Origin of the sequence: Halomonas sp. M20 (genome assembly GCF_020622265.1) — a bacterium.
GTDB lineage: Bacteria > Pseudomonadota > Gammaproteobacteria > Pseudomonadales > Halomonadaceae > Modicisalibacter.
Window position 1 is genome coordinate 107,478 of sequence record NZ_JACNMQ010000009.1, and the last position, 26,428, is coordinate 133,905.

The 26,428-nt window shown below is 58.4% G+C and carries 24 protein-coding genes; 16 read left to right on the forward strand and 8 right to left on the reverse strand.

The genetic code is table 11. The features are described from left to right. Positions 1-126: 126 nt before the first annotated feature. The 8 genes from H7850_RS17415 to gloA all read left to right on the forward strand — a co-directional run bounded on the left by H7850_RS17415 (position 127) and on the right by gloA (position 7,792). Complete coding sequence (locus H7850_RS17415; RefSeq protein WP_227370759.1) at positions 127-273, forward strand: hypothetical protein; 147 nt, start codon at positions 127-129, stop codon at positions 271-273. Further along, positions 273-998: a metal ABC transporter ATP-binding protein gene (locus H7850_RS17420; RefSeq protein ID WP_227370760.1), complete on the forward strand. Its 726-nt coding sequence runs from the start codon at positions 273-275 to the stop codon at positions 996-998. The genes H7850_RS17415 and H7850_RS17420 overlap by 1 nt, the downstream gene beginning before the upstream one ends. Beyond that, positions 995-1,924: a metal ABC transporter permease gene (locus H7850_RS17425; protein ID WP_227370761.1), complete on the forward strand. Its 930-nt coding sequence runs from the start codon at positions 995-997 to the stop codon at positions 1,922-1,924. The genes H7850_RS17420 and H7850_RS17425 overlap by 4 nt, the downstream gene beginning before the upstream one ends. Then, positions 1,924-2,853 carry a metal ABC transporter solute-binding protein, Zn/Mn family gene (locus H7850_RS17430; protein ID WP_227370762.1) on the forward strand — a complete coding sequence of 310 codons (930 nt, stop codon included), beginning with the start codon at positions 1,924-1,926 and terminating at the stop codon, positions 2,851-2,853. The genes H7850_RS17425 and H7850_RS17430 overlap by 1 nt, the downstream gene beginning before the upstream one ends. A 48-nt stretch (positions 2,854-2,901) precedes the next feature. Then, positions 2,902-3,567 (forward strand): ABC transporter ATP-binding protein, encoded by a 666-nt coding sequence (locus H7850_RS17435; RefSeq protein WP_227370763.1) that lies wholly within the window; start codon positions 2,902-2,904, stop codon positions 3,565-3,567. Continuing rightward, positions 3,564-6,074, forward strand: coding sequence for an FtsX-like permease family protein (locus H7850_RS17440; RefSeq protein WP_227370764.1), 2,511 nt, complete (start codon positions 3,564-3,566; stop codon positions 6,072-6,074). Before H7850_RS17435 ends, H7850_RS17440 begins: the two co-directional genes overlap by 4 nt. After that, positions 6,071-7,192, forward strand: coding sequence for a lipocalin-like domain-containing protein (locus H7850_RS17445; RefSeq protein ID WP_227370765.1), 1,122 nt, complete (start codon positions 6,071-6,073; stop codon positions 7,190-7,192). Before H7850_RS17440 ends, H7850_RS17445 begins: the two co-directional genes overlap by 4 nt. A gap of 63 nt (positions 7,193-7,255) precedes the next feature. Further along, a complete protein-coding gene (gene gloA, locus H7850_RS17450; RefSeq protein ID WP_227370766.1) occupies positions 7,256-7,792 on the forward strand; it encodes a lactoylglutathione lyase in 537 nt (178 codons plus the stop codon). A 54-nt stretch (positions 7,793-7,846) separates the two neighbouring features. Here gloA and H7850_RS17455 read toward each other — a convergent pair whose 3' ends face one another. After that, positions 7,847-8,059, reverse strand: coding sequence for a DUF2945 domain-containing protein (locus H7850_RS17455; protein WP_227370767.1), 213 nt, complete (start codon positions 8,057-8,059; stop codon positions 7,847-7,849). Between the two features lie 142 nt (positions 8,060-8,201). Here H7850_RS17455 and H7850_RS17460 point away from each other — a divergent pair, with 142 nt between their 5' ends. Next, a complete protein-coding gene (locus tag H7850_RS17460; RefSeq protein WP_227370768.1) occupies positions 8,202-8,615 on the forward strand; it encodes a hypothetical protein in 414 nt (137 codons plus the stop codon). 62 nt (positions 8,616-8,677) lie between these two features. Here H7850_RS17460 and H7850_RS17465 read toward each other — a convergent pair whose 3' ends face one another. The 3 genes from H7850_RS17465 to H7850_RS17475 form a co-directional block, all read right to left on the reverse strand. Then, a complete protein-coding gene (locus tag H7850_RS17465; RefSeq protein ID WP_227370769.1) occupies positions 8,678-9,646 on the reverse strand; it encodes an ABC transporter substrate-binding protein in 969 nt (322 codons plus the stop codon). A 127-nt stretch (positions 9,647-9,773) separates the two neighbouring features. Continuing rightward, positions 9,774-11,351 carry a GMC family oxidoreductase gene (locus tag H7850_RS17470; RefSeq protein ID WP_227370770.1) on the reverse strand — a complete coding sequence of 526 codons (1,578 nt, stop codon included), beginning with the start codon at positions 11,349-11,351 and terminating at the stop codon, positions 9,774-9,776. Between the two features lie 41 nt (positions 11,352-11,392). Continuing rightward, entirely contained in the window at positions 11,393-11,971 is a 579-nt protein-coding gene (locus H7850_RS17475; RefSeq protein ID WP_227370771.1) for a tat (twin-arginine translocation) pathway signal sequence, read from the reverse strand. 266 nt (positions 11,972-12,237) lie between these two features. On the opposite strand from H7850_RS17475, the gene H7850_RS17480 reads away from it, so the two are divergent. The 3 genes from H7850_RS17480 (at position 12,238) to H7850_RS17490 (ending at position 14,110) form a co-directional block, all read left to right on the forward strand. Then, complete coding sequence (locus H7850_RS17480; RefSeq protein ID WP_227370772.1) at positions 12,238-12,726, forward strand: C40 family peptidase; 489 nt, start codon at positions 12,238-12,240, stop codon at positions 12,724-12,726. A gap of 129 nt (positions 12,727-12,855) precedes the next feature. After that, positions 12,856-13,413 carry a ferritin-like domain-containing protein gene (locus tag H7850_RS17485; RefSeq protein WP_227370773.1) on the forward strand — a complete coding sequence of 186 codons (558 nt, stop codon included), beginning with the start codon at positions 12,856-12,858 and terminating at the stop codon, positions 13,411-13,413. Between the two features lie 58 nt (positions 13,414-13,471). Continuing rightward, positions 13,472-14,110 carry a peroxiredoxin gene (locus H7850_RS17490; RefSeq protein ID WP_227370774.1) on the forward strand — a complete coding sequence of 213 codons (639 nt, stop codon included), beginning with the start codon at positions 13,472-13,474 and terminating at the stop codon, positions 14,108-14,110. 92 nt (positions 14,111-14,202) lie between these two features. On the opposite strand, the gene H7850_RS17495 is transcribed toward H7850_RS17490, so the two are convergent. Continuing rightward, a complete protein-coding gene (locus H7850_RS17495) occupies positions 14,203-15,078 on the reverse strand; it encodes a DMT family transporter (protein WP_227370775.1) in 876 nt (291 codons plus the stop codon). A gap of 729 nt (positions 15,079-15,807) precedes the next feature. Here H7850_RS17495 and pgaA point away from each other — a divergent pair. Genes pgaA through H7850_RS17515 form a run of 4 tightly spaced genes read left to right on the forward strand, consistent with a single transcriptional unit; the run spans position 15,808 to position 21,821 of the window. Beyond that, a complete protein-coding gene (gene pgaA, locus H7850_RS17500; protein ID WP_227370776.1) occupies positions 15,808-18,231 on the forward strand; it encodes a poly-beta-1,6 N-acetyl-D-glucosamine export porin PgaA in 2,424 nt (807 codons plus the stop codon). Further along, the gene (pgaB, locus tag H7850_RS17505) at positions 18,228-20,186 is read left to right on the forward strand and encodes a poly-beta-1,6-N-acetyl-D-glucosamine N-deacetylase PgaB (protein ID WP_227370777.1); all 1,959 of its coding nucleotides are present in this window, start codon (positions 18,228-18,230) and stop codon (positions 20,184-20,186) included. The genes pgaA and pgaB overlap by 4 nt, the downstream gene beginning before the upstream one ends. Then, the gene (gene pgaC / locus H7850_RS17510) at positions 20,183-21,433 is read left to right on the forward strand and encodes a poly-beta-1,6-N-acetyl-D-glucosamine synthase (RefSeq protein WP_227370778.1); all 1,251 of its coding nucleotides are present in this window, start codon (positions 20,183-20,185) and stop codon (positions 21,431-21,433) included. The genes pgaB and pgaC overlap by 4 nt, the downstream gene beginning before the upstream one ends. Further along, a complete protein-coding gene (locus H7850_RS17515; RefSeq protein WP_227370779.1) occupies positions 21,423-21,821 on the forward strand; it encodes a hypothetical protein in 399 nt (132 codons plus the stop codon). Before pgaC ends, H7850_RS17515 begins: the two co-directional genes overlap by 11 nt. Positions 21,822-21,870: 49 nt before the next feature. On the opposite strand, the gene lhgO is transcribed toward H7850_RS17515, so the two are convergent. The 3 genes from lhgO to H7850_RS17530 form a co-directional block, all read right to left on the reverse strand. Beyond that, positions 21,871-23,064: an L-2-hydroxyglutarate oxidase gene (lhgO, locus tag H7850_RS17520; RefSeq protein WP_227370780.1), complete on the reverse strand. Its 1,194-nt coding sequence runs from the start codon at positions 23,062-23,064 to the stop codon at positions 21,871-21,873. 77 nt (positions 23,065-23,141) lie between these two features. Continuing rightward, a complete protein-coding gene (locus H7850_RS17525; protein WP_227370781.1) occupies positions 23,142-25,346 on the reverse strand; it encodes a S8 family serine peptidase in 2,205 nt (734 codons plus the stop codon). A 128-nt stretch (positions 25,347-25,474) separates the two neighbouring features. Next, complete coding sequence (locus H7850_RS17530; RefSeq protein WP_227370782.1) at positions 25,475-26,413, reverse strand: alpha/beta hydrolase; 939 nt, start codon at positions 26,411-26,413, stop codon at positions 25,475-25,477. Positions 26,414-26,428 lie beyond the last annotated feature (15 nt).

Sequence of the window (26,428 nt, forward strand, 5' to 3'; positions counted from 1 at the left end):
TTGGCAACAGTCGTCAGCGTCTTCATAGCGTAGATACAATTCCAGGGGTTGCTGTAAGTAAATGTCTCCGGCAAGCTCCGCGCTTTTTGTTATCGTATGACCAATTCATCACTCCAAGGCGGCTTCATGGCTTCTCGTCATCGCCATCGTCCCGATGGCCCCTGTCACTTTTCGTTGATGTCCCTATCGGCACGCAAGCGTCTTGTTATGGCGCTGGGGCCGCTTGTGCTGTTGTGGCTGGCGGTTGCCTGGGCCACCGGGAGCATTGGCTGATGTCCCGGCTACATCTGCAGGATGTACGCTTGGCCCAGGGAGGTCGCCCGGTACTCGAAGGGCTTACGGGGAGCTTCCCGGATGGCGCCATTACCGCATTGATCGGCGCCAACGGCGCGGGCAAAAGTACCTTGATTCAAGCCATCATGGGCTTGTTGTCTCCGGTGGCGGGTCGCATCGAATGCAGCGTACCTAGAGAGCGCCGCGCCTGGCTGCCCCAGCAACTGGTGCTGGATCTGAGCTTTCCCATGAGCGTCGAGGAGCTGGTGATGACCGGCACCTGGCCCAGTCACGGCGCGATGAAAGGTTACTGCGCGGCGCATTATCGCAAGGCCCGGGAAATCATGGCACGACTGGGCATCTCGCATCTGGCCCATCGCCCGCTGGGTGAGCTGTCCGGTGGCCAGCGCCAGCGAGTGCTGCTCGGGCGTACCTTGATGCAGGAAGCCGAACTGCTGCTGCTCGATGAGCCCTTTGCCAACGTCGACAGCGAAACCGTGGAAGTGATTACCCAAGTGCTGCGGGACATGGCCGCCCAGGGCGTGACCCTCATTATCGTGCTGCACGATCTCGAGCAGTTGGCCCACCTGGCGGACTGCGTGCTGCTGCTTGCCGAAGGTAACGGTCAGTGGTTCGATCCCAAGACGCTTCTCGAGCGCCAGGGCCGAACCTCGCTCGGCACTGCTGCGTTGTCACCACTTGATCTGGGCGGGGTGTCACTGTGATCGATACTCTCAATGCGCTACTGCTTGCCCCGTTGACCGATTACGGTTTCATGCGTCGCGCCCTGGTAGCGGGGCTGGCGTTATCCTTAGCCGTGCCCTCACTAGGGGTTTTCTTGATGCTGCGGGGCATGAGTCTGATGGGCGATGCCATGGCCCATGCGATTCTCCCTGGTGTCGCGCTGGGGTTCCTGCTAGGAGGATTTTCGCTGCCGGCCATGAGCCTGGGGGGCGTGCTTTCCGGGTTGCTCGTTGCCGGGCTGGCCGGCGGCGTCTCCCAAATGACCGGGCATCGCGAGGATTCGGCGATGGCCAGTTTCTATCTGATTTCTCTTGCTGTCGGGGTCTTGCTGGTCTCCATGGGGGGCAGCAGTGTCGATCTCACCCATGTGCTGTTCGGCTCGATCCTGGCGGTGGACTCAAGCGCCCTGCTGTTGATCGCGGCGGTGTGCAGTGCAACGGTGCTGCTGTTGGCAGTGATGTTTCGCGCCCTGGTGGTGGAGTGTCTCGATCCGTTGTTTCTGCGCGGCCAGGGGGCGCGTAACGGCCTGATTCACGGCCTGTTCCTGGGCCTGGTCGTGCTCAACCTGACTGCTGGCTTTCAGACCCTGGGTACTTTGATGGCGGTGGGCCTGATGATGCTGCCGGCCACCGCCGCGCGCTTCTGGTCCAAGCGCCTGGAAGGCCTGATGGGGTTGGCCATTGTCATTGCCATGCTGGCCAGTACCGGTGGCCTGCTGCTTTCTTATCATCTTGGTTTGCCTTCCGGCCCCTGCATCATCTTGCTTGCAGGCATTGCCTATCTGCTCTCGGCGCTCTGCGGTCGTCATCACAGCGTGCTGGCGCGCCTGCGTCGGCCCAAGGCAGTATCTGACACAGCCGATATCGAAGACTCCCCATCCACCCGCCCTCGTCACAGGACAACATAATGCACAAATCCTCAGCTCTTGCCCTATTCCTGGTACTAAGTCTCAACATGGCTCAGGCTGCGGAACCACTGCGAGTGGTGACGAGCTTCAGCATTCTCGCGGACATGACCCGACAGGTCGGCGGCGAGCAGGTCGAAATAACCTCCCTGGTGGCGCCAGACAGCGATATTCACGCCTTCTCTCCAAGCCCGACTCAGGCGCGCACCCTCAGCCAAGCGGATGTGCTCATCTTCAACGGCCTGCAACTGGAAGGCTGGCTTACCCGCCTGATCGAGGCCAGCGATTATGACGGCGTTCGTGTCACCGCCAGCGATGGTATCTCGGCGCTGACCGGTGATGCTCGCCAGGATGATCATGGTCATGATCACGGCCATGGAAATGGCCACGATCAGGGCGAAGCCGATCCCCACGCCTGGCTGGACGTGGGCCGCGCTCAGCAGTATGTGGTCAATATTCGCGATGGCCTGATCGAGGCGGACCCGGATAATGCCAAGCGCTATCGCGACAACGCCGAGCGCTATCTCGACGAACTCGAAACACTGGATCAGGATATTCGCACCTCGATGGCTGCAATTCCCGAGGAGCAACGCGTCGTGGTCACCGGTCACCTGGCTTTCGGCTATTTTGCCGATGCCTACGCCCTGCGCTTGCTATCCCCGGCGGGGCTGAGTACCGCCTCGGCGCCTTCTGCAGCAGAGATGGCACGACTGATAGATGTCATTCGCGACAATCAGGTGCCGGCGCTGTTTCTCGAAAACAACGCTAATCCAGGCATCATCCATCAACTAGCCGAAGAGACCGGCCTGCCCATCGCCGGCACACTCTATTCAGGCGCCTTGGCCAACGAGGGCGATGCCAGCACCTATGCTGGCATGATGCGCCACAATGCCGCATTGCTCCATGAGGGTTTGACGACCACCGTCGAATGAAAGGAACGCTATCTAGGCCAGCCCAGTAAAGGATGACACGTCGCAACCATGCTGAAAATGACTGGCATCACCAAGACCTATCCGACGCCCCAGGGGCCGCTCAAGGTGCTCGACGATGTCGACCTGACGCTCGGGGCGGGGGAAAGTCTGGCGCTGATGGGCGAGTCCGGCAGCGGCAAATCGACCCTCTTGCATCTGGCGGCGGGGCTAGATCTGCCGGATGAGGGCAGCGTGTACCTTGGCGGCCAGCGTCTTTCCGCCTTGAGCGAGACTCGCCGCGCTGCCCTGCGCCGGGAGCAGCTGGGGCTGGTGTTTCAGCAGTTTCATCTGGTGCCGAGCCTCTCCGTGCAAGACAACCTCGCCCTGCAGGCCCGCCTTGCCGGGCGCGAGGACGACGCCTGGACCCGGCATCTGCTCACGCGCCTCGGGCTTGCCGAATTCGCCACGCGCTACCCGGAGCAGCTTTCCGGCGGCCAGCAGCAACGCCTGGCCATCGGCCGCGCCTTGGCGCCGAAACCACGCTTTTTACTGGCAGACGAACCCACCGGCAATCTCGATGAGGCCGCCGCGGCCCAGGTGCTCGAACTGCTTCAAGCGCTGATCGATGAAAGCGGCTGTGCGCTTTTGATGGTGACCCACAGTGCCCAGGTCGCCACGCCCATGCAGCGCCATTTGGTGCTCACGCGGGGCAAGCTGATGGATAAAGCCCTGTGAGTGCCGCCGCGTCAAGCGTGCTGCGCACGACTCTCGCGACCCTGTTGTCCCATTATCGTCGCCATCCCGGCCAGCTCCTCATGCTGTTGCTTGGGCTCTGGGTGGCCAGCGCCTTGTGGAGCGGCGTACAGGCCATCAATGCCTCGGCCCGGGAAAGCTATGACCGGGCCGAGGCGCTGTTCAGCGCAGATCTCGATCGTATCGAGCGCCGCGATGGTGCGCCGCTGACTCTGGAGGATTATCTCGCTCTTCGACGCGCCGGTCTGCCTATCTCGCCGATCATCGAAGGTGAGCTCTCCCTGTCTAGTGGCAAGTCGGATGGCGAGAGCCTGACGCTGATCGGCATCGAGCCCTTGAGTCTGCCCGGTAGCGCCCCCCTGGCCCAACAGGACGGTGACGCTGACTCTTTGCGCAATTGGTTAGTACCGCCATATCGCGTGCGGGTGGCTCCGGACACTCTCGAACAGGCCCGAACTCTGGACGATCTGCCCCCACTGGAGATCGCTTCCGACTTGCCCCCGGCAACCCTGGTGACGGACATCGCCGTCGCTGCGCGACTGTTGAACATGGATCGAGGCATCACTCGGCTGGTGATCGCACCGAAGTATGATGTCGAGTTGCCTTCCGCTTTCATACGCACCTCAACAGAGGCACTGGCCTCTCCGGGTCAGCTTGCGGACAGCTTTCACCTCAACCTCACCGCCATGGGCCTGCTGGCTCTGGTGGTCGGGCTATTCATCGTGCATGCCGCTCTGGGGCTGGCGCTGGAGCAACGTCTGGGGCTGCTTCGCACCTTGCGCGCCCTGGGTGTGCCGGCACGCACGCTGATACTCGCCTTGGGGCTGGAGCTGCTGCTGATGGGGCTGATCGGTGCGCTGCTGGGTATCGTCAGCGGCGTGATTCTGGCCCAGCTGCTGTTGCCGGATGTAGCCGCGACCCTGGATTCACTTTACGACACTACCGTCAGTGGCACCCTGAATCTGCCCTGGTATTACTGGCTAGGCGGCGTTGCCATTACCCTTGGCGGACTTTTCAGCGCTGGTGCCAGCATGCTGTGGCGGGCAAGCCGCATCAATGTACTTGGCTTGGGGCAGGCCCAGGTCTGGCGCGCGCGGCTACGTGGCCAACTGCGGCTGCAGCTGCTGTTCGGCGGTATCTTGTTGGCGGGCGCCGTATTTTTATGGTGGTACTTGGCAAGCGCTGGCGGGCAGCAGGATCTGGCCCTGGGTTTCACCCTGGTTGCGCTGCTGCTGTTGGGGGCGGCGCTTTGCCTGCCGCCGCTTCTTGCCGGATTGTTGGGTTTGCTTGCCCGCTACCTGCCGCGCCGGGCCGCGCTGCTGCAATGGAGCGTGGCCGACCTGCAGCTGCAGTTGCCGCAGCTTTCCTTGGCCATGATGGCGCTGCTGCTGGCCTTGTCCGCCAATTTGGGGGTGGGCAGCATGGTCGGCGGTTTTCGCCTGACCTTCCTCGATTGGCTCGATCAGCGTCTACTGGCGGATCTCTACGTGCGCCCCGCTGCGGAGCAGTACGACGATCTTGAGGCTTGGCTGAACGAGCGCTCCGAGGTGGCTACCTTGCTGCCGGCGCGCAGTACCGAGGCGGAGCTGATCAAGGATGGCAGCAATGCCGGGTCGGTGGCGCTGTTTGGCATCGCACCCAAACCCATCCTGCGCAATTCCTGGCCGCTGCTCGATACGAAGGACAGTCACGAAGCTGCTTGGCAGGCGCTGACGACAGGTTCGGCCTTCATCAACGAGCAGCTGGCCCGGCGGCAAGGGCTCGAACCCGGCGACAGCGTACAACTGCAAGGGCCTTCCGGAATGACCACGCTGAGCGTTGCCGCGATCTATCCGGATTACGGCAATCCGCGCGGCGAGATAGTGCTGCCGGTGTCACGGCTTGCCAGGGAGTTTCAGGCGCCGCCCGGCACACTGGGCGTGGTGCTAGCGCCAACAAAAGATCGGCAACAAACGCTGACTCGTCTTCAGGAAGCGCTGAACAAGCGCTTTCGCCTGACGGGCGAGAACGCAAGCGGCGCATCGCTAATCGATCAGCAGGCCTTGAAGCAGGTGGCCACCGAGGTGTTCGAGCGCACCTTTGCCATCACTCGAGCGCTCAATGCGCTCACCCTCGGCGTCGCCGGGCTGGCACTGCTGACCACCCTGCTGGCTCAGGCCGGCGCACGCCGCGCCCAGCTGGCGCCGCTGTGGGCAATTGGGGTTTCTCGCAGTCGGCTGGTGATGCTGCAGATCGGCCAGTTGGTGATGGCATGCCTGGGCACCGCGCTGTTGGCGATCCCCCTTGGGCTGCTGCTGACCGGCACCCTGGTGGCGGTGATCAACGTGGCCGCCTTTGGCTGGCGGTTGCCGCTGCATATATTCCCCGGTCAACTCGCCATGACCGTTGCCTTGGCTGTCGTGGTCGCCGTGCTGGCGGCGCTGATACCCGCCTGGCGTTTACGTCGCGTACCGCCGCGTCAACTACTGCAGGAGTTTGCCGCCGCATGAAGCGTTTACTGGCTATTGCCCTGCTGTTTCTCGTCATACTGGTATTCGGCTGGCAGCTCTGGCCAGAGGAGCCCACGACGCCTACGAGCTATGCGGGCCTGGGCGAAAGCACCGACGAGTTTCGCCAGGCCCAGCCCGGCACGGTGCTAAGGTTTCCCGAGGATCACGGCCCGCATCCGGACTACCGTATCGAATGGTGGTATTTGACCGCCAATCTCGCGGCGAAAGATGGGCGACATTTCGGCGCTCAATGGACGCTTTTCCGCCAGGCCATGGCGCCTTCCGATCCGCAGCCGGGTGCAAACGAAACACCCTGGGCCAGCCGCCAGTTGTGGATGGCCCATGCGGCCCTCTCGACCCCGGAGGATCACCGGTTCAGTGAACGCTTCGCCCGGGGTGGCGTCGGTCAGGCCGGTGTGAAAACAAAGCCCTTTGACGCCTGGATCGACAACTGGTCACTGAAAACCGTGGATGACAAATCGGGGTTCGAGCGCTTGGTGGTGACTGCTGGTGGCGAGGATTTCGGCTATCGCCTGAATCTCGATGCCCAAGGGCCACTGGTGCGCCACGGCGAGCAGGGATTCAGCCAGAAATCCGCGGATGGTCAAGGCTCGATGTACTACAGCCAGCCGTTCTTTCAAGTCAGCGGCGAGGTGTGGGTCGATGGCGAGCCCATCACCGTTACTGGTCGCGCCTGGCTGGACCGGGAGTGGAGCAGCCAGCTGCTGGGGCCGACACAGAGCGGCTGGGACTGGTTTTCACTGCATCTCGACAGCGGGGCAAAGCTGATGGCCTTTCGCCTGCGCGGCGGGGGTGAAACCGGAAAGGAGGAAAGCTATCTCTCCGGCAGCTGGATTACGCCCAAAGGCGAAATCATGCCCTTGAAACCCAACGAACTGAGCCTTGAGCCCCGTGAATATCAATCCGTTGTCGGGCGCGAGGTTCCAACGCGCTGGCGTATCCAGGTACCCGACCATGATCTCGACGTCGAGGTGCGCGCTCGTCATTCGAACCAGTGGATGAATACCTCGTTCCCCTACTGGGAAGGCATGGTGGAAGTAAGCGGCAGCAACGACGGCGAGGGCTATCTGGAGATGACCGGCTACGCCGATGAATGAGGCGATGTCGATAATACGCTACGCTGATGTTGACCCAACATCATGAACGACGAGGAGCAGGACATGGCGATATTTACCGAAAACTATCCCGGTGTTGATACCCACGTTCCCCCGGAAACCTCCGGTTTCACCCTTAACCACACCATGCTACGCATCAAGGAGCCCGAACGCTCCCTGGCGTTTTATAGTCATGTGCTCGGCCTGCGGGTGCTACGTAAGCTGGATTTCCCTGAACTGCAATTCACCCTCTATTTTCTGGCCCAGGTGGATGTGGATGAGCCAGTGCCCGACGATATTGGCGAGCGGACCCGGTGGACATTCAGCCGCCGCAGCGTGCTCGAGTTGACCCATAACTGGGGCACGGAAGACCAGGATAATTTCGCCTATCACGATGGCAACGCCGAGCCCCAGGGCTTTGGCCACATCTGCTTTTCCGTGCCGGATCTATCAACGGCCGTGCACTGGTTCGAGAGCAATCAGGTCGAGTTCGTCAAACGCCCGGAAGAGGGAAAGATGAAGAATGTCGCTTTCATCAAGGACCCGGATGGCTACTGGATCGAGATCGTGGAGCCCGCCTTGATGACCAAGATGGGGCGCTGATACGCGGCGCAGCAGAGGCGAGGCCCGAACGATGCGGGCCTCGTCTTTGCGAACTCAATCGTCCAGTTTTTTTATCGTTCCTTCCTTGTGGGCCGCTATGTGATCGGTCTTGTCGCTCTTGATCTCGTATTGCGGCTCCTCTGGAGAGGCGCGCCGGTTGTGGCCCTTGTAGTCGAAGTCCTGAGTGTGCACCTTGGTGATAACGCCACTCACATGCCCGGCCTCGGAATTCCAGGTGACGTGATCGCCTTTCTTGAACTTGGTCATCGTGTCGCTCCTTGAGGGGAAAACATCTATCAATCTAGCCGAAGGCCGAGCGTCAAACAAAGCCCGCTGGCGTTGGACACTCCCGCAGGAGGGTGTCTACGCTGAGGTAGTAAACGGATCATCCAGCAAAAGGAGAGTCTCGATGAAAACCCGTGTATTCGTGCTAGCAGCTCTTGCGGCCTCAAGCGTCAGCGGCATTGCCATGGCTGCCGGGACCGCCAGCATCGAAACCTCACCCCAGCCTGCCGGCGACGAGATCACCGTAGACAGCGTTACTTCCAATGGTCCCGGCTTCGTCGTGATTCATGCCAGTGACGCCGAAGGCAAGCCCATCGCGCCGCAGTCCATTGGACATCAGCAGGTGGAGGATGGCCAGCAGCAGGATGTGGAGGTTTCCTTGGACGAGGAAACGCAATCCGGCGACAAGGTCTTCGTCATGCTGCACGAGGACACCGGTGAAGAAGGCGAGTACGAATTCGGTCCGGGTTCCACTGATGTGGATCCGCCCATGACCGCCGACGGCAAGCCAGTCGTAGTGCCCATGGATATTGAATAGGCATCGACTAGCCGAAAAACAAAGGCCGCCTGAGGAAAGGCGGCCTTTTTGATACTTGGGCCTTACCCTTGTGACAGATCGAAGGCTTCCTGCAAGACTGGCCAGGCGGGCTCGCCATCCCGAGTGGTGACACCCTCGACGAAGGTCTTGATCTTCTCCGGGTTATTCTTGATCCACTCCAACGCGACCTCTTCGGGCTCACGATTCTCGAAACCGAACCCCAGGATCATCTCACTCTGGTCGTCGGCGGAGATCACGATCTGATCGAGAAACTTCGAGACATTGGGATGAGAGTCGGCAAAGTCCTTGTTGAGCAAGGTCTTTACATCGCTGCGTCCACCATTTGACCCCCACAGATCCTCGGGATCTTCAAGGTAGACGATATCGTACTCGATGTTCATCCAGTGCGGTGTCCAGGCACCGAATACGACCCACTCGTCGTTGTTGATGGCATTTTTCACTACGCTGAGCATGCCCGGCGTGGAGGTCTCGGAAAGATTCCAGTCCCCTAGTCCGTAGATGTCTTCATCTACTCCACCGTTGAGAATCTCGCTCATGCCCGAGCCGGCCTCGATATTGTAGATAGTACGATCGAAGCGCTCGGCGAATTCTTCCTTGTCCAGATCCTCGGCGGAAGTAACCCCTGCTTCAGCGACATAGCGTGGCACACCAAAACCCAGTCGCGCACCGTCGACGTTGTTGCCCAGATCAACGATGGTGCCTTTCTCAATGCTAGGGTCGTACATAGGCTGCTGGGCAGGCAACCAGGCAGCCAGAAACGCATCTATTTCGCCCAGATTGAGCGCCTCATAGGTGATGGTGGAACCGACCTCCTGCTGGCTTGGCTGATAACCTAGCGCTTCGAGCAACGCAGATGTCATAGCGGTCTTGACGGTAACGCCGGGCCAGGGCGGCGAGGAAAAACGCACGCTGGCATCTTCCTGCTGTGCCATTGCGGTAATGGGTAGGGCTAAAGGGAGAGTCAGAAGCGCCGAACCGACAATGAAAGTAAACGGATAGCGTTTCGTCATAAAAGAACTCCTTGCGGTCGAGTAACCAGTGATTATTGTTTGCGTAGAAAACTATAACACTGTTTTATCATGGAGTTGGCAACAATTGTCCACAACTTTTGTACGCTTCTGATAGGATGCGAAGGCGTTACACGGCGCCCTCCTTCATCAGCTTGCCCATGTGCTCGGCTTGGCGAACCGCTAGCGCTACGATGGTCAACGTCGGGTTTTCCGCCGCCGAAGTGGTGAATTGACTGCCGTCCGAAATGAACAGATTCGGAATATCATGCGTCTGCCCATGACGGTTGCACACGCCGTCCCGTGCCTTGTCACTCATGCGGCAGGAGCCCAGGTTATGAGTCGAGGGATAAGGCGGGGTCAGATAGATATCCTTGGCCCCCACTGACTCGTACAGCTTGCTGCCTTGCTGGAAAGCGTGTTCGCGCATAGCGATGTCGTTGGGATGATCGTCGTAGTGCACGTTGGCTACCGGCAGCCCGTAGGCGTCTTTGGCCTCATTGTTGAGGGTGATACGGTTGCTTTCTCGCGGCATGTCTTCCCCTACCAGCCACATGCCTGCCATACGATCGTATTGATCCAATGCACCGGTGAACTTGCGGCCCCAGGCGCCAGGATCGAGAAACGCCGCCATGAACGGCAGTCCCAGCGACAGCGTTTCCATCTCATAGCCCCCCACGAAGCCTCGGGATGGATCGTGACGGGCCTCTTCCGAAATAATGCCGGCCATGGTGGTGCCACGATACATGTGCACCGGCTCATCGAAGGTGGCATACACCGAACCAGTCATGTGGCGCATGTAGTTGCATCCGACCTGACCGGAACTGTTGGCCAACCCGTCCGGAAACATGGACGACGCCGAATTTAGCAGTAGTCGTGGCGTCTCGATGGAGTTGCCTGCTACCGCCACCATGCGTGCTCGCTGACGCTGCAGGTTGCCATCGGTATCGAAATAGGTCACCCCGGTAACATGCCCACGCTCATCGTGCTCAATGGTGGCGACATGGGATTGCGGCCGCAGTTCTAGATGGCCAGTAGCGATTCCCGCGGGCAGTTCCGTGTACAGCGTCGACCACTTGGCGCCGGTACGACAGCCCTGAAAGCAGAAGCCGCGCTGTTGACAGGCGGCGCGACCATCGCGGATCTGGCTATTGATCGCCATATGACCAGTGTTACAGGTATAGCCCAGCTTCCTGGCGCCGGCATACATCACATGAAAGTTGTTGTTGCCGGGCAGACCGGGAATGCTGTTGGTGCGGGTGACCCCCATGCGATCTTCTGCATTCTCGTAGTAGGGCAACAGCTCCTCGTAACTCAACGGCCAGTCAAGCAGGTTGGCGTCTTCTAGAGTGCCGTATTCACTGAGTGCGCGGAACTCATGTGGCTGAATGCGCAGGCTAGCACCCGCCCAGTGAACCGTGGTGCCGCCCACGGACTTGACGATCCAGGCGGGCAGGTTGGGAAAATCCTTGGTCAGCCGAAAACTGCCCGAGGTCGTGCGGTTGTCCAGCCAGGCCAGCTGGCTGAAGGATGCCCATTCGTCGGCCAGAAAGTCGTCCCGGGTATGCAAGGCTCCCGCCTCGAGCACGACCACGTCGATGCCCTGCCGGGCCAGTTCGTTGGCCAGGGTGCCACCGCCCGCGCCGGAGCCGATGACCACCACCACATTGCTGTCGTTGGAGGCAAATTGCGTTTGTCTATCGAGCATTGTTATGAGAAATCTCCTGATTATTATTCTGGTTGGGCGCTCTAGGAAGCCGTTGTACCGGGCATGAAACCGTCCTCGGGTTGCGGCGGGTCGGGCAACCAGGTCAGATCGCTGAAGCCGTTGTAGAGATAGCCGACATCGCCCTCTTCCCCCTGATAACCAAAATGCGCAAAGGCCAGTGGATTGTTGTAGAGCGAAACCACGGCCGTGCTGCGAATCTTTTCAAAAAAGGAGGTGCCTTCCAGAGCTTCGATACGGCGAAACTGATCCTGCGTATCCAGCGTCAGCCAGTCTCCGCTGGCGCCCTCATCAAGCGAAGCGATGCCCCCCTGAAGCAGCGCCCGGGTCTGCTCGGCCTCGGCGGCTCGATCCAGATCCTTGACCACGAAGGTGTAGACCGCGTCTTCCAGGTTTGCATGAGGAAACATCTGCCTGATGATCACCAGTAGGATTTCACCCTCGCGAGAACTCAACGCCTCCAGTGGCATGGCCCAGCTGCGACTGGGAGCCAGCAAGGCAATGGGACCACTGGCAAAAGCCAGTGTGCCCAGCAGGGTGCCACCGCTGGCCTTGAGAAAGACACGGCGTGACAGCGTGTGTGAAAAAGAGCGTATCGGCATGGCGGTTATCTCCATAAACGGGCTGACAGGAGCCTTGTCGGTTGGCTCGGGCATGTCTCCCGGTTGTCATTGTGATGTGACTGAATATAAGGACGAGCGAGGCTCTTTTTTGAGGATAGGCGGTCGTCAAGATCTGGGAATATCAATAAGCTACTACCTAGCCTAAGGTCGTAGGCACCATGCGATACCCAGCCACTTAACTTCGAATGGCTCAAAAGCCCTTGTGGCGCTACTCTACAAACTGGGACATTGATTTCGAGTCACTCATGCCATTACTGACCAAATCGCGCTATCGCCTGTGGGGCGCCCTGCTCATGTTCACACTGCTGGCCGGCTGTGCCGGGCGTGAGATGCGCATGCAGGACTACGATCAGGATCAAGCGGCGCTCTCCATCGAACGAGCGATGATCCTGGCCAGTGCTCGTCAGGCGCTGGGCATCCCCTATCGCTATGGTGGGACGACCAGGAGTGGCCTGGACTGCTCCGGTCTGGTGCAGATGGCCTACGCCAATGCGGGCATCGATATACCCCGTACCGCCAATCAGCAGTTTTCCCGCATTCCCCAACGGGACACGATCCGCCCTGGCGACTTGGTATTCTTCGGCTCGGGTAGCAAGGCAACCCACGTGGGCATTTACCTTGGCGATGGGCAGATGGTGCATGCCCCCGGACGCGGTCGCCATGTCACCACCACGTCTCTTGATCTCGACTACTGGCAGAACCGCTACCTGGGTACCGGAGGGCCCGCGCCTTGAGCCCTTCCTTGGCGTCTTTCCTTTTGGTTCCACCCTTGAATAAAGCCGATGTGCCCACATGCTTTACTTGTTGACCGTTAAAGATGTTCTACGCTTTTAGCTCTAGCGTTGTTTCAAGGAGATGTTTTCATGGCAGATCAACCATTTTTGACCGACGTACAAACACTTCGTGAGCGCGCGCGCCAGCACATCGAAAAAGGCGCGATCACTGAAGGGTACAAGGCCGATCGCGAGAATGTGATCAACATTCTCAATGAGGCCTTGGCAACGGAAATCGTCTGCACCCTTCGCTACAAGCGCCACTATTATATGGCGGATGGCCTGAGCGCGAACGTCGCCAAGGCCGAGTTTCTGGAGCACGCCCAGCAGGAACAACAGCACGCCGATTGGCTTGCTGAGCGTATCGTTCAGTTGGGGGGTGCGCCCAACTTTTCACCGGAGGGCCTGCAAACCCGTTCCCATGCCGAGTACGTGGAAGGCTCCGATCTCAAGGAGATGATCAAGGAGAACCTGATTGCCGAACGCATCGCCATCGACAGCTATCGTGAAATTGCGACTTATCTAGGGGACAAGGATCCAACCTCTCGCCGTATCATGGAGGACATCCTGGCCCAGGAAGAAGAGCACGCCGACGATATGGCGGGGCTATTGGAAGGCGTCGAGCGGCTACCGACGAATAACGCCTAGGCGTTGACGAGAGCAGTCTATTTACCTACACCTGGCTTCTAACAAAAGGAGTGACAACATGTCTTTACGTCTTGGCGATACTGCCCCGGACTTTACGCAAGATAGCACCGAAGGATCCATCGAATTTCATCGGTGGGCCGGCGATAGCTGGGTTGTACTGTTCTCGCATCCTGCGGATTTTACGCCGGTATGCACCACGGAGCTTGGCGAGGTATCGCGACTCAAGCCCGAGTTCGATAAGCGCAACGTCAAGGCTATTGGTCTATCGGTGGATCCACTCGACGACCACAAGGCCTGGGCCGGAGACATACAGGAAACTCAGGGCTACGGCCTGAATTTCCCGTTGCTGGCCGATCAAGACCGCAAGGTCAGCGACCTTTACGATATGATTCATCCCAATGCCGACAACACTCTGACGGTGCGGTCGGTATTCATCATTGATCACAACAAGAAGGTACGCCTGACCATTACTTACCCGGCTAGCACCGGGCGCAATTTCACTGAGATTTTGCGGGTGATCGACAGCCTGCAGCTCACTGACAACTACAAGGTGGCAACGCCAGTGAACTGGACCGATGGCGACGATTGCATCATCGTTCCCTCGGTTCCCAACGAGCAGGCCAAGGAACTTTTCCCCCAAGGCTGGGATGAAAAGAAACCTTATCTGCGCATGGTCAAGCAACCCGACAAGACCTGATTGGTTATTGAAGGTCGTCGCCAATGATCGAGCACCCGTGATAATGAAACGCCGACTTTTGCAGTCGGCGTTTTTGTTGGCCAATCCCGGGTTCAAAGCGTGGGACGAGCCTTGATGGCGACACGGCGTTCGTGCAAAGCGACGAGGAGGCCGCTGGCGATGATGACGGTGGTGCCGACATAGACCCAGGTATCGGGAAGCTCGCCCCAGAACAACCTGCCCAACAGCACCGCCCAGACCATCGCCGTGTAATCGAAAGGCGCGGCAATCGATGCCGGCGCATGTTGAAACGCCAACGTAATGAAGGCCATCGCTGCCACCCCCATTATCCCCGCACTGACAAAGCCCAGCCAATGCACGAGTTGAGGCGGTTTCCAGAACAGTGGCAACAACAACGCGCTAACGATCAGCGGCACCAGGGTCACATAAAACACCATGGCCCAGAGATGTTCGCGGCCACCATAAAGGCGCGCGGTAATCATCAAGAGTGCATAGCAGATGGCTGCGAGCAGTACCACCAATGCCCCAAGCTGAAATCCTGCTGCGCCGGGTCTCACCACGATCAGTACGCCTGCAAAGCCAACGAAGGAGGCGATCAGTGGCAAGCGTTCGACTCGCTCACCGAGCAGGGGAACCGATAGCAGCGCAATGAACAGTGGGGCGGCAAAGGCGATAGCCGTGACCTCCGCCAAGGGCAACAAGGATAGACCCATTATGAAGCTGAACGTAATGACGGTGGCGATCAGCCCACGCAGTAAATGTATCAAGGGGCGTCGCGTACCCAAGGTGCGCAAACCGCCGTTGAATCGAGCTATCAACATGATCAATGGTAAAGCAACCAGCATGCGGAAGAAGACGATCTGCACGGGGGCATAGCTTTCGCTCAGCCATTTGGCCACGGCGTCGCCCAATGCAAGAAACAGCACGCCGAGGCACATATATACGATACCCAGTACGGTCGATGACATTCAATATTCCTTGATAAAGGCCAAAGCGGTGAGTGCTGGGGGCCCCCTGCTTGTTTAGCCTACTTTAATCGCTATGACAGCGCGTACCGAATGGTTACTAATGCTGCAATGCAGTGGTTACAATTCAACCTCGATTTTAACGGCTAGAATTTAGTATGAACTCTTCGGCTATAACCTTTAGTCTAATATAATTAGCAACCTACTTTTTTGCACGGCATTAGTATGAGGAAAACCATTATGGAAATAACAATATAATATAAACAAATACTCATATTAATTAAATTTTTAGTGCTAACGCACGTGCTTTTAATTCTTAGTTTCAATGCTAGATATAGTGTTTTACTATAATTAATAAATATTTACCTAAGAACACTTTGAGTGCTTCATTATCCTATCCATTTTTCCTTCTTAATTTTCGATTAAACATAGGCTTATAAAAAAACTAGTCAGATCATCCCTCTTTACTTAATAGGTTTGTTTAAAAAATACCCACGGTTGGAAAAACCATTCTAATAAAGCTATATAAGCACTAAAACTAAATCGAAAAAGATCAGAAAATCCACTCTCATGGAAGACCAATGTCATGTTGGGGCGTAGAGGCAAGCGCCCTATCATGAGATTACTTTGCGCTGCATAGTTACTTTTTGTATCCGAATGTATCATCATATGCGAACATCGTTCATACCTTCGGCGCCAAAAAAACTGCCTATACGGCTGGGAGAAAACCGCATGACTAAAGGATGGTGGACACTGGTGTGCCTATCCAGCCTCCTGTGCGCTACTTCGGTAGTAGCACAAGAAGGCGATCTGGATGCCCGGCGTGAAGCCTGGGTCATCAAGGCGCGTCAAGGCCAGATGAATGAAGCCATCGACGGCCTGGCCAATCTTTACGCTAGAACCGGTGATTCTGCGGTACTCGATGACCTTATTGCCCTGCGTCTTCGTGACGGTCGCAATCAGGAAGCGCTCGACACCTGCCAAAACTGCAGCATCGAGGATTACTCCAGCGTCAGCCTAGAAGCGCTTGGCGTAGCCGCGCGTCGTGCCGGCAAACTGGAGCGAGCGCTAGAATTCTATCAAGCACTGACCATGCGTGAGCCTAACAATTTACAAGGCTGGTTAGGTTTAGTGCTGACCAACGTCGACCTTGAGAACTACGAGGCTGCAAGCTTTGCGCTGAGCGGTATTGAGGAGCGTGTCGGCCGCAGTGCCGACTGGGCCAGAGCACGTGCCTATCTTGCTGCGCAAACCGATGACACCATAGCCGAGTTGCAAGCGCGTCAGTTCCTTCTCGAGCGTCAGCCTGAAAATGAAAAAGATATTCAAGCGCTTTACCGCACGGCAGTGACTCTTGGTGCCGCTGATGCCGCCAGACGGTTAATGCGCGAACATCCAAATGCCTTTACCAAGGCGGATCGCTTATGGCTACGTTTTTACGATGCCCAAGGCAAGTTGCGGCTAGCCGAACAGCTGGATGAACCTCAGCGTGCCGAACAAGCGCTTGAAGAACTCAATGTCGTTATCGCTTCACAGGAATCCGCCGAAGGCCTGGTGCAGCGTGCGGAGTACGATAAGGTCGTGGCTTTGACCCAGCTTCGCCGTTTCCAGGAAGCCGAGGCGCTGGCCATGAATCTCCAGCAGCGCTATGGCCAGTTGCCTGCTTATCTTCAAAAAACCCGCGCCGATACATTAATGGGGCTGCATCGCCCGAATGAGGCTGCGCAGCTTTATGAGAAGTTGATCGCGTCCAATCCTGGCCTTGCCACGGACGCGAATAATCCCCTGTATGAGCCACTGGTATACGCTTACGCAGACGCACAGCGCTATGACGAAGCTCAAGCCACCCTCGACAAATGGAAAATGGAAGAACCGGCCACTCGGTGGGATTTTACTGGTACCCAACGCATACCCAATCCCAGCTATGACCGTATCCGTGGGTTAGAAACGACACTGACGGCCTGGCGTGGCGATGAGCGCCGCGCAGACGAGCGTCTGACACAACAGCTTGATCAGGCACCCGGCAATGCCTGGCTATGGCAAAGTCAGGGCGACCTCAAACGGTGGCGTGGCTTGCCCCGCAGATCCGAGCAGAGCTATCAGCGCGCTGCCGAACTCATGGCACCAAACGATCGTCGCGAGGCGGAATACGGTGTACTTATGTCGCGGCTTGATCGTGGGCAGTGGCGCGATACCGTCACCGCAATCAAAAGAAAGATCGCCCAGGACCCGCCCAGTGCCGCTCGGGATGAGATGGAACGAGAGCTCCGCGAACAACGTGCAGGCGGATTGATCGTTGAGGCAAAGCGCGGCGATAGCGAAGGTAGTGGCACCCAGAGTTCTCGCGACTGGGCCTACGAAGCGCGCCTGGAGGCACCACGCAACGACAGCGGTTCGCGCTTCTTTGCTCAACGAATCGGTCAGTTTGGCGAATTCGATGATAAAGCGTTGTACGCCGCCTATGACGCGGTGGGTTACGAACTCAACCTTTATCCTGCCACGCTGTCCGTAGCCGCAGGACAAGGCGCTCAACTCAACGATGATGCGCTCTTATGGGGAAAGTTGAACTACGCCTTCTCGGACCACTGGTCCGCCCTCGTCAACGTGGAACTCAATACTGCCGAAACGCCGCTGCGAGCCCTGCGCGATGACGTCAATGCGGATCTCTACGGTGTCGAGGCACGCTATACCCGGGACAAATCAGGTTCCGGTGGCATTGGCCTGGCTTTTCTAGATCTCGATGACGGCAACTTGCGTCGTGCTGTTACCGCTGACTGGCAGGAAGCGCTTTATCGTTACGACCGCTGGCGTATCGATGGACAAGTCTTCCTCGGCACTTCCCATAACGACACCGTCGAAGCCAGCTACTTCAACCCCCGTCGTGATGTCAGCGCCGATGGACAAATCGATATTGGCTATCTCCTGCCCCTTGGCTATCGCAAAGCATTCATCCAGACCCTGACCCTGGGCGGTGGAGGCTACTGGCAGAAGGATTTCGGCAGCGATCCCACCTGGCAGATCGGTTATCGGCACGGCTGGGAACTGGAACCAGATCTAACCCTAACCTACGGCTTTTCCCGGCAGAAGAGTGTCTATGACGGCAATCCCGAGTACGGCAACTTCGTCACCGCTGGCTTCGAATGGAGATTCCTGTGAATAAGTGGATTCTTGCCCTTTTGGCATTTTCCTTGGCATTTCCGGTCTTAGCTGACCAGAGCGGCGGCCAACAGAACGAAGAGTACAGTGTCATTAGTTATCATGACATTATCGATGTTGCTCAGACGCCGGATCTGAAGATCTATCCCCAGACCATCACTCGTGACCTGCTGGTCAAGCAGTTCAACATGATTGATAAGCTGGGCTATCACCCGGTGAGCTTTCAGCAAGTGCTCGATGCCAAGACCGGTAAGCAACCTTTGCCGGACAAAGCAGTGATACTGACCTTCGATGATGGCTATCGTAGCGTCTACGACATCATCTTCCCGCTGCTCAAGCTGTACGACTACCCGGCGGTGATTGCCCCGGTAGGTAGCTGGATGGCGGTGCCTGAAGGGGGCGAAGTGCCCTATGGCGATATCATGCTGCCTCGGGAGCGCTTTCTGAGCTGGGATCAGCTGCGTGAGCTGCACGACTCCCCTCTAATCGAAGTGGCCTCGCACACCTACGACATGCACTACGGTATCATCGGCAACCCGCAGGGCAACCAGGAGCCTGCCGCAACCACACCGAAGTGGACACCGCAGGGCTATGAAAGCGAAGAAGAATATGTCGCGCGGGTGCGCAGCGATCTTGCCCGGGCAAGTCAGCAGCTCGAGCGTGAACTGGGCGAGGCGCCAAAAGTCATCTTCTGGCCTTACGGTGCCTACAGCAACGCCACCCTGGATATCGCTGCCGACGTCGGTATGCCGCATACCTTCAGCCTGCTGGGAAAGATCAATAATACCGATGAAAGCACCTGGGCCATGGGGCGTTATTTGATCGATCAGGAAACGTCGATGAAGCTCTTCGAGGAATACCTGAGCGGGCGCACCTGGGATCGTAAGACTGAGCGGATCGTGCATGTGGATCTCGATTATGTCTTTGATCCGGACGAGGCTCAGCAGGGCCGCAACCTCGATAAGCTCCTCGATAAGATCAAGGCGCAAGGTATTAGCACGGTCTATCTACAGGCCTATGCGGATGCAGACGGGGATGGAGTCGCGGAAGCGCTCTACTTTCCCAACGACCACATGCCGGTCAAGGCGGATCTCTTTAACCGCGTTGCTTGGCAGCTCAAGAAGCGCTCCGGGGTCAAGGTCTATGCCTGGATGCCGGTGATGGCCTTCGATCTGGGCAAGGGCCACAAGTACGTCAGTGACGTGCGCACAGGAAAACCAAACGAGGAACAGTACCTGCGCCTGTCGCCCTATGTCGAACGCAACCGGGAGATTATCGCCGATATTTATCGTGACCTGGGGCTATATACCAAGTTCGACGGTGTCCTGTTTCACGATGACGCCTTTCTCAGCGACTTCGAGGACGCTGGTCTAGCTGCCAGGAACTGGTACAAGCGTGAATGGGGCCTCCCGGATGCCGTCACCGATATTCGTCAAAATGACGCCTTGATGACGCGCTGGTCCCGGCACAAGACGCAATTTTTGATCGACTTCACCAAGACACTTGGCCAACAGGCCAACTATTACCGCATGCTGGATGACGATCCGTTCGCCATGGCCCGCAACATCTACGCGCGGCTCGTACTCGAACCTGAAAGCCAGCGCTGGTTCGCACAAGACCTGGAGGCCTTCGGCAAGGCCTACGACTATACCGCGGTCATGGCCATGCCCTACATGGAAGGCGCGGATGAGCCGGATGCCTGGCTTCGAGAGCTGGCGCGCAAGTCACTCGACAAGGTACCTGCCAACAAACTGATCTTCGAACTACAGGCTCAGGACTGGCGCGATCAGACGCCTGTTTCAAGCCAAAAGCTTGCGCACTGGATGAAGGTCATCAATCAGGCGGGTATCGAGAACTACGGCTACTACCCGTTTGACTTCCTCAATGGGCATCCGGAGATAGACGTGCTGAGGCGCAATTTCTCCCTGGCAACCGAGTTGGGGGCAGCCCAATGAGTGCGATGGAGATTCTAGCGCTATTTACCATCGGCTACCCCAGCTTGATGGCAACGGTATGGATCTGCGGCGGAATCTACTACTACTTCCACTGGGAGCGTCAACAGATACGCGTGACCGGTTCGGCGACCGACCCCGAGGCTCCCTGGGTCACGATACTCGTGCCTTGTCATAACGAAGGCGTGAATATCAATGAAACCATCGGCCATCTGTTCTTGCAGAACTATCTCAATCTGGAAGTCATCGCCATCAATGATGGTAGCCGCGATGACACCGGTGAACTCCTTGATGCCCTTGCACGCAAACATCCCGGCCTGAAAGTGTTGCATCAGGCCAATGGGGGCAAGGCCAGCGCCATGAACAATGGCCTAGCCAATGCCAAGGGCGAAATCATCGTCGGCATCGATGGCGACGCCGTGCTCGATTACGACGCGGTGAGTTGGATGATGGAGCATTTCATTGCCAGCCCCCACGTCGGCAGCGTCACCGGCAACCCCCGGGTGCGCACCCGCTCCACCGCCATCGGCAAGATACAGACCGGCGAGTTCTCGTCGATCATCGGTCTTATCAAGCGTGCTCAGCGCATCTACGGCATGGTGTTCACCATCTCCGGGGTCATCTGTGCCTTCCGCAAGAGTGCGCTCGAGAAGATCGGTGGCTGGAGTACCGACATGATCACCGAGGACATCGATGTCAGCTGGAAACTGCAGCTCAGCGGCTGGCATATCCGTTACGAGCCTCATGCCCTGTGCTGGGTATTGATGCCTGAATCCCTGCGTGGCCTTTACAAGCAGCGTCTTCGCTGGGCTCAAGGCGGCGCCGAAGCCTTTCTCAAGCATCTCGGGGCTGCCCTGCGCATTCGTAACCGGCGTTTCTGGCCGCTGCTGGTGGAATATCTAGTTAGCGTCGCCTGGTGCTATTCAATGCTTACCTTGATGTTGCTGTGGATCGTCAACCTGACCTGGTCCGTGCCGGATTGGGACTCGGTGACGGCGGTCCTCAACTGGTCGGGCGGTTTATTAATCATCCTGTGTCTGCTGCAGTTCTGCGTGAGTTTTTCCATCGACAGCCGATACGACCGCAGCATGATCAAGTGCTTGTTCTGGTGTATCTGGTACCCGTTCTTTTACTGGCTATTGAACATGGCCACCGTGGTCATCGGCTTCCCCAAGGCACTGATCAGGCGCCGTGGCCAACCCGCTATCTGGAGTAGTCCTGACAGAGGAGAGTCGTTTCGTGAGCAATAAACTTGACTCAATCGTCATCAACAACCCTCAGCGCCGTAGCTGGGGGTATCGTCTGCGCGACATCATCATCGTTTCGGCGACCGCTGCACTGTGGATATTATTCATCACCCAGACCTACCTTACGTTGACCAGCAGCAACTTCTTGCAGGAGCAGGCCTATGTCCTGCAAATCCTCAAGCTGACCGCCATGGACTTCGTCGCGGTGTTCGTGATCCTTCATGTCTGGGTGCTTTACGAACGCGTGCTGTTCCGCCTCAAGATGCGTTCCTATCGTCGCTCAATGGAAAGGCAGGCCGCTCAACCCAAGCTCGAGGCAAAGCCCGCTGAACCTCAAGCCGTGACATATCCCGGCGAAACTACTGAATATCCTAAATACGTCAGCCGATAGACCAGGAACTCAAGCTATCTACCTCATGAAGGGTGCTCCAAGGAGGCCGTCATTGACACAGCTCCTTGACCTTGTCGACGATGTGCGCGCCGATGGGAATCGCCGAGGTGGCCGCCGGCGACGGCGCGTTGCACACGTTGACGGTGCGCTTGGTGTTGACGAACAGGAAGTCGTCGATCAGCTTGCCCTCCCGAGAAACCGCCTGGGCGCGCACGCCGGCAGGATAAGGCTGGAGGTCGTCTAGGGTGAGGCTCGGGCAGTACTTCTGAACCTGGGCAAGATAGCCCTTCTTGTACAGCGAGTTTTTCATCTCGATCAATCCCGGGCGCAGATTAGCCTTGAGCACCTTGAGAATACCGGGATTGGTCAGCATCGCCACGCTGTCAGCCAGCGAGATGTCACTCTTGCGGTAGCCTTCGCGCTTGAAGGCCAGCACCGCGTTGGGGCCCACCGTGACGCTGCCGTCGATCATGCGCGTCAGATGCACGCCAAGAAACGGCATTGCCGGGTCGGGAATGGGATAGATCAGATGATTGACGATATGGTTGTGCTCCGGGGGTAGCCGGTAGTACTCGCCGCGGAATGGGCAAATGGTGAAACCCGGGTCACGGCCCAGCATGCGCACCACGCGATCCGCCATCAATCCGGAACAGGAGATCAGGTGACGCGTCGTGAACTCCCCCTGGCCGGTCTTGACGATGACCTCATTACTGCGTTCCTCGAGACCGGTCACCGCCGTGGAATAACGAATCGCTCCACCGGCCTGCTCGAACTCCCGGCCCATGGCGGCGGCGATTTCGGCATAGCTGACGATGCCGCTTGAGGGGAAGAACATACCGCCGATCCCGGTGATATTGGGTTCCCGCTCGCGCAGTTCGTCCGCCTCGAGCCAGGTACGCTCCAGCCCATTGGCCTCGGTACGCTCCCATAGCGAACGCATGCGCTGCATTTCAACTTCATCGGTAGCCACCAGCAGCTTGCCGCATACATCGAAGGGAATGCCGTGGGCCTCGCAGAACGCCTTGGTGGCGCGGTTGCCCTCGAAACAAAAACGCGCCTTAAGGCTTCCTGGCGTGTAATAGACGCCGGCATGGATCACCCCACTATTGTGACCGGTTTGATGCTGCGCTGGCCCGCTTTCCTTCTCGATCAGCAGCATTCGCCGCTCTGGATAAGTTTTAATCAGCTGCATGGCGGTGGACATGCCGAGGATGCCGCCACCGATGATGATGAAGTCGTACACTGCAATGCCTCATTTCGTGGGGTTCAGGCCACCCCTGCGCGGCCTGAAGCGTTTCTAGAGTCTAGTGGTTGTGCGGCTCAGAAGTCGCGTGTGTAATTGAGCAGCGTGGCCACCTCTGCATCGGCATCGCGGTCATGCCCAGGCTGCAGGGAGTAGAGCAGATTGAACTGCAACCGGCTGCCTTCGGAACTCAGGAAGGCGTAGCCGACCTCGATATCGCGCTGCTGCCCCGAGGGGGCAAGCGAGACATGGCGCTCTTCTCGCAGGACACGCCCCTCCAGTGTGCGTCCCACCGGCACGCTGAGCGTGGCATCGGCGGAGACGAGCCGCAGCGGTTGACGCAGTGTCATGGCGAGTTGCTGGCGATCCCGGCGCCATTGCAGGCCAAGCGCCATTTCCTCGCTGCGGATGTCATCGATACGCCGAATCAGGCCATCCCCGGACATGCTCCCGCGGCCCTGCTCGTAGAGGGCGAAGGCGGACAAGCCATCCTGCATGCGGTAATTCAGCTGCAAACGGCCCAGATTCATTTGGTTGCCATCGCCTAGCGAGAGTGCGGCTGCCCCCTGGGCGCCAAGCAGGCCATGCCGTTCCTCTACCATGCCAGCACCGGCACTGAGAGTCAGGCGATTCGTCAGATCCAGGGCCAAGGCCACGTCGGAACGCTCCGCCCGATACTCTTCATCCAGCCCGCTGCCATCATTCTCCGTCTGGCCGCGCCAGTGCTCGGCTGTCAGTGCCCACCGCTCGCCGAACGCCAGACGCTGGGCAAAGCCCGCGACACTCTCCAGGTTCCGTGTCAGCGCCGATCCACCCTGAAAGGAAAGCATCGGCATGAAGTCGGCTTCAGCGAAGGCGCTCATTGGGCTGCCTTCATCGCCGGCAAATTGATATACCGACCAGTAACTATCTCCCAGCTGGCCATCCAGACGCGCGGCCGTCGTTTCACCCGTGGCCGTATAACGCGACATGAAGTCCAGACTGCCCATTTCACCCCGCAGGACCGAGCGCCGTTCGCCGGAGATCGCCGCCATGCGCTGCATTTGCTCGAGCCTGGGCGCCCTGGAGTCGGCGTCGGTCAGCACACGACTCGAGAGATCGCCCCGATAGTCGCGTCCCAACGCGTCGAACATCGCCACCTCATCGAGGGCGCCAGAGGAGGCAAGAGAGTCACCGTAGGCCGTGGACAGATGCGCCACGCTCGCGGCGACGGGCTCGCCGCCGGCCCGAAGGGTGTCGCCGCTGGGCATCGTCAGCGTGCCTTGAGGTGCCAGTGCAGCCTCCCCATCGACTTGCCCCTGGCCGAGATAGAAGGCACCACAGTTGACGTTACCACTGTCGCCGCAGGTGTTGTCCTGATAGAGAGGCGACGCCTGGCTGGCGGTATCCAGCAGCAATCGGGAGATCGCCTTGGCACTTAGGTGCGGCCATAGCCCAAGGATCGCAGCGGCGTAAGCGCTAACCTGAGGCGCTGCCATCGAGGTGCCATAGCCGACCCCGTAACTATCATCCGCGTCGTTCAGCGCGACGACGCTTTCCCATGGTGCGGTGAGAAAACGCGACTGCCAAACAGCGTCCTCGCCCGGATAATTGCTCAACGGGTGTACGTTCTGTCCTTCGGCGCCACCGACAATCAGCATCCGCTCGAAAATGTCGGTGTACCGGTGAATGGGGTTGCTGGCACTGAGGGCCTTGCCGTCATTGGCGGCCGCCGCCACATAGACGGACCCCAGCCCGTCATTGGCGGTGACGATCCTGTGCAGGGAATCCAGCGAACGCACCCCAAGGTAGGAGGCTGTCTCACTGGGTGCCTCAAGGCGACCGCTGTAGCTGTGATTGATGACCCGTGCGCCGGCATCGGCCAGATATCCCAGGCTGTAATCCATGACATTGGCATAAGCGAAATCGTCATTTCGATCATTTACCTTGGCGAGAACAAGCTCGGTATTGTCGGCTTGCATGGCCACGATGGAGGCCACCGCGGTGCCGTGTCGGCTATTGGCGGTAACATCGGCATCGTCAGGGTCGGCAAGGTTTTTCGCGGACACCACCTTGTTGACGAGACTCTCGTGGGTGATGCGAAAGCCGGAATCTGCCACGCCCACCAGCACCGTGTCCGTGTCCGTGTCCGGTACGGAACGATAGGTGGGCGAAGGTGCCGGCGCCGGCTGGACAGCAGTCGAGGAGGATGAACTACCGCCGCCACCGCCGGCGCACCCCACCATCGAGAAGGTGATCAGGAGTAGCGACGACAGCAAGATAGGGGGATTGTTTATGGGCATGGGGGTCGGGGCAGCCTGACATCAGCATGAGGTCCCACCCTAGCCCATCGTTTATCTTCCCCATGCCGAGATTAGAGCCTCCCAAGTCACGCATATTCGCGAACAACCCGAACCCCGAACACTGATCGTCATTGACTGAGAAACGCTGCCATTGCCTGATACGCCTCATCACACTCTTTCGCCACCAGATCCTCCATGTTGAGAAAAGCGTGCAGCATGTCCGGAAAATGATGATGCCGGTACATGACGCCGACTTCCTCGAGTCGTTTTACGTAGGCCAGTCCCTCGTCGCGCAGCGGACAGAAACCGGCGGTGATGACCAAGGTGTCCGGCATGGCCTTCGTCATCGGCATGAATAGCGCCGAAGCCTCGCGGCGATCGCCGCCCAGACGAAAGTAGCTGTCGAAATACCAGCGAATACGCGCTTCTTCCAGGAAGTAGCCCTGCCCCAACTCCTGTACTGATGGACAGGACAGGGTGTAATCGAGGCTCGGGTAGATGAGTATCTGCCGATGTAGCGGGATGCTGTCGTCATCCTGCAGGCGGGCGCTGGCAGTTGCCGCAAGCGCGCCTCCTGCGGAATCTCCGGCCACCGTCAGCGATTTCACGACCTTACGCTGCTTGGCCTCGAGCGCCGGCCACAAATGCTTGAGTACCGCCAAGGTATCGTCCACCGCCAACGGATAGGGGCATTCCGGGGCCAGGCGATACTCCACCGACACCACCAGGTGACCGCTGGCCTTGGCCAGCTTGCGGCAGATCGAATCATAGACCGTCACCCCACCGGCTACATGACCGCCGCCATGCAGATAGACACACACCGGCTTGGGCGTCTCTGGCGCCGGGTCGTAGATACGCACCGGCACCGAGTAGTCGTCGGTATCGATCATCGCATCCCCGACCCAAGGAAGCTCCGGGCGCTGCGTGACCAGGTTCATGGTCACGTAGGCCAATGCTTCCCGAGCGCTGATCGGAGAAAAACTCGCGCCGGCTTGACGCTGCTGCTCGAGTAATACATTGACCTGATCCAACCAGGGTTGCAGCTTGGGGCTAAGTGACGTGCTCATGGAATCTCCTATCAG